Annotated in this window: 2 rRNA genes; both read right to left on the minus strand. The window is 57.2% G+C overall.

The window, feature by feature from the left end:
- Positions 1-3027 (minus strand): 23S ribosomal RNA (locus ACYVKX_RS23310); the annotation flags it as partial.
- 455 nt (positions 3028-3482) lie between these two features.
- Positions 3483-4963, minus strand: a 16S ribosomal RNA gene (locus ACYVKX_RS23315); the annotation flags it as partial.

Raw genomic sequence — 4963 nt, forward strand, 5'->3', positions numbered from 1 at the left:
CCGAACGTAGCCAACCAGCCGTGCCCCTGGCGGGACAACTGGCACACCAGAGGTTCGTCCATCCCGGTCCTCTCGTACTAGGGACAGCCTTTCTCAAGTTTCCTACGCGCGCGGCGGATAGGGACCGAACTGTCTCACGACGTTCTAAACCCAGCTCGCGTGCCGCTTTAATGGGCGAACAGCCCAACCCTTGGGACCTACTCCAGCCCCAGGATGCGACGAGCCGACATCGAGGTGCCAAACCATCCCGTCGATATGGACTCTTGGGGAAGATCAGCCTGTTATCCCCGGGGTACCTTTTATCCGTTGAGCGACCACGCTTCCACATGCCGTGGCCGGATCACTAGTTCCGACTTTCGTCCCTGCTCGACATGTCTGTCTCACAGTCAAGCTCCCTTGTGCACTTACACTCAACACCTGATTGCCAACCAGGCTGAGGGAACCTTTGAGCGCCTCCGTTACCCTTTAGGAGGCAACCGCCCCAGTTAAACTACCCATCAGGCACTGTCCCTGAACCAGATCATGGTCCTAGGTTAGACATCTAGTACGACCAGAGTGGTATTTCAACGATGACTCCACACCCACTGGCGTGAATGCTTCACAGTCTCCCACCTATCCTACACAAGCCGAACCAAACACCAATACCAAACTATAGTAAAGGTCCCGGGGTCTTTCCGTCCTGCCGCGCGTAACGAGCATCTTTACTCGTACTGCAATTTCGCCGAGTCCATGGTTGAGACAGCGCCCAAGTCGTTACTCCATTCGTGCAGGTCGGAACTTACCCGACAAGGAATTTCGCTACCTTAGGATGGTTATAGTTACCACCGCCGTTTACTGGGGCTTAAGTTCTCCGCTTCAACCACCATACATGTAGAGGGCAGTCTGACAGGTCCCCTTAACCTTCCAGCACCGGGCAGGAGTCAGTCCGTATACATCGTCTTACGACTTCGCACGGACCTGTGTTTTTAGTAAACAGTCGCTTGGGCCTGGTCTCTGCGGCCATCACCGCTACCGGAAGCAAGTCCCGTCACGGATCCGGCCCCCCTTCTCCCGAAGTTACGGGGGCATTTTGCCGAGTTCCTTAACCATGGTTCGCTCGATCGCCTCGGTATTCTCTACCTGATCACCTGAGTCGGTTTGGGGTACGGGCGGCGCGTAGCTCGCTAGAGGTTTTTCTCGACAGCATAGGATCACCCACTTCACCCCTACGGGCTCGGCATCACATCTCAGGGCCGTGCACTCAAGCACCACGATCCGGATTTGCCTGGACCGTCCCCTACCTGCTTACCCACGCAACAACCATCGGCGTGGTTGGGCTACCTTCCTGCGTCACCCCATCGCTTGACTACTACCAGCTCGGGTCCCACGCTCCACACCCGCGCCTCACCCCGAAGGGATCGGTCACCAGATGCTTCGGATGGTTAGCATCACCAGCCTCGTCATGGGCGCTACTTTGCCGGTACGGGAATATCAACCCGTTGTCCATCGACTACGCCTGTCGGCCTCGCCTTAGGTCCCGACTTACCCAGGGAAGATGAGCTTGACCCTGGAACCCTTGATCATTCGGCGCAAGTGTTTCTCACACTTGATTCGCTACTCATGCCTGCATTCTCACTCGTGTCGCATCCACCCCTAGATCACTCCGGAGCTTCACCCGCGACACGACGCTCCCCTACCCATCCACACACCTGAACACCGATCAACTCGATGCTGGGCTCCCCCACAAAGAAGGGGCGCATGAATGCCATAGCTTCGGCGGATGACTTGAGCCCCGCTACATTGTCGGCGCGGAATCACTTGACCAGTGAGCTATTACGCACTCTTTCAAGGATGGCTGCTTCCAAGCCAACCTCCTGGTTGTCACTGCGACTCCACATCCTTTTCCACTTAGTCACCGCTTAGGGGCCTTAGCTGATGGTCTGGGCTGTTTCCCTCTCGACTACGGAGCTTATCCCCCGCAGTCTCACTGCTGCGCTCTCACTTACCCCCATTCGGAGTTTGGCTAACGTCAGTAACCTGATAGGGCCCATCGGCTATCCAGTGCTCTACCTGGGGCAAGAAACACACAACGCTGCACCTAAATGCATTTCGGGGAGAACCAGCTATCACGGAGTTTGATTGGCCTTTCACCCCTATCCACAGGTCATCCCCTCAGTTTTCAACCTAAGTGGGTTCGGTCCTCCACGCGGTCTTACCCACGCTTCAACCTGCCCATGGATAGATCACTCCGCTTCGGGTCTTGATCGCGCTACTCCACCCATCTACATGGGACACGCCCTCTTCGGACTCGCTTTCGCTACGGCTCCCCCACACGGGTTAACCTCGCAACACAACACAAACTCGCAGGCTCATTCTTCAAAAGGCACGCCGTCACCCACCCCCCTGCCAAAACAGAGAAGCCAGGCTCCGACGGATTGTAGGCACACGGTTTCAGGTACTATTTCACTCCCCGCCAGGGGTACTTTTCACCTTTCCCTCACGGTACTCGTCCGCTATCGGTCATCGAGGAGTATTTAGGCTTAACGGGTGGTCCCGCCAGATTCACACAGGATTTCAGGAGTCCCATGCTACTTGGGATACCACTCCAGAGACAGGGCCTTACACCTACGGGGCTATCACCCTCTACGGCGCCGCTTTCCAACGGACTTCAACTTCAACCCAACTTTCTTACTCTGCCCCAGGCCGGCAGACCCAGGCGAATGGTCCCACAACCCCCCATACGCAACCCCTGCCGGGTATCACACGCATAAGGTTTAGCCTCCTCCGATTTCGCTCGCCACTACTCTCGGAATCACAATTGTTTTCTCTTCCTGCCGGTACTGAGATGTTTCACTTCCCGACGTTCCCTCCACACACCCTATACATTCAGGCGCGGGTAACACGACACGACTCGTGCTGGGTTCCCCCATTCGGACACCCCCGGATCACAGCTCGGTTGCCAACTCCCCAGGGCTTATCGCAGGCTCCTACGTCCTTCATCGGCTCTCGATGCCAAGGCATCCACCATGTGCCCTTCACAGCTTGTCTCACAAACACTCAACAAAAACAACAACTGCAAAGACTCGACAGCAGATCACTCCACCGTCGAAAAACGCGACCAGGAACGGTGAATCCCTGACCGCAAGATACTCGCGTCCACTATCCAATTCACAAGCTTCCCGCTCACCTCGGCCCCTCCCCACCTCACGGCAGACAAGAGGGGTCCTCGGGAGCCCAAGGACACCGCCCAACGGCTGATCCCAAACGGATCCCCAACGGCTGATTCCTCAGGGCCCAACAGTGTGCCAAAAACCAAGACCCAGGAACAAGAACGCCAGGTTCCACACCCACCCCTTCCACCACTAGCGAGCTAGCGACCAAAGAGACAGGCAGTACTGAGGCGACCGATCCACGGCCACGGTCGTTCATCGACGATTCCACTAGCGAACACCACCAGTGCCACCCACACCTTCGGCGGGCGTGCAGGGGTGCGTGCTCCTTAGAAAGGAGGTGATCCAGCCGCACCTTCCGGTACGGCTACCTTGTTACGACTTCGTCCCAATCGCCAGCCCCACCTTCGACCACTCCCCCCAGAAGAATCCGGTTAGGCCATGGGCTTCGGGTGTTGCCGACTTTCGTGACGTGACGGGCGGTGTGTACAAGGCCCGGGAACGTATTCACCGCAGCGTTGCTGATCTGCGATTACTAGCGACTCCGACTTCATGGGGTCGAGTTGCAGACCCCAATCCGAACTGAGACCGGCTTTTTGGGATTCGCTCCGCCTCACAGCATCGCAACCCTTTGTACCGGCCATTGTAGCATGCGTGAAGCCCTGGACATAAGGGGCATGATGACTTGACGTCATCCCCACCTTCCTCCGAGTTGACCCCGGCAGTCTCCCATGAGTCCCCACCACCCCCGAAGGGACGTGCTGGCAACATAGGACGAGGGTTGCGCTCGTTGCGGGACTTAACCCAACATCTCACGACACGAGCTGACGACAGCCATGCACCACCTGTACACCGACTTACGGGCACCCATCTCTGGATGTTTCCGGCGTATGTCAAACCCAGGTAAGGTTCTTCGCGTTGCATCGAATTAATCCGCATGCTCCGCCGCTTGTGCGGGCCCCCGTCAATTCCTTTGAGTTTTAGCCTTGCGGCCGTACTCCCCAGGCGGGGCGCTTAATGCGTTAGCTGCGGCACGGAACCCATGGAATAGGCCCCACACCTAGCGCCCAACGTTTACGGTGTGGACTACCAGGGTATCTAATCCTGTTCGCTCCCCACACTTTCGCTCCTCAGCGTCAGGACATGCCCAGAGAACCGCCTTCGCCACCGGTGTTCCTCCTGATATCTGCGCATTTCACCGCTACACCAGGAATTCCGTTCTCCCCTGCATGCCTCTAGTCTGCCCGTATCGAAAGCAAGCAACCAGTTAAGCCAGCTGTTTTCACTCCCGACGCGACAAACCGCCTACGAGCCCTTTACGCCCAATAATTCCGGACAACGCTCGCACCCTACGTATTACCGCGGCTGCTGGCACGTAGTTGGCCGGTGCTTCTTCTGTACCTACCGTCACCACCATCACCGGCGCTTCGTCGGTACTGAAAGAGGTTTACAACCCGAAGGCCGTCATCCCTCACGCGGCGTTGCTGGATCAGGCTTCCGCCCATTGTCCAATATTCCCCACTGCTGCCTCCCGTAGGAGTCTGGGCCGTGTCTCAGTCCCAGTGTGGCCGGTCACCCTCTCAGGCCGGCTACCCGTCAAAGCCTTGGTAGGCCATTACCCCACCAACAAGCTGATAGGCCGCGAGCACATCCCTGGCCGAAAAAACTTTCCACAACCACCACATGCGTGGAGCTGTCATATCCGGTATTAGACCCCATTTCCGAGGCTTATCCCAAAGCCAAAGGCAGATTACTCACGTGTTACTCACCCGTTCGCCGCTCGAGTACCCCCAAAAGGGCCTTTCCGCTCGACT

It is taken from the genome of Nocardioides hungaricus (genome assembly GCF_054782915.1).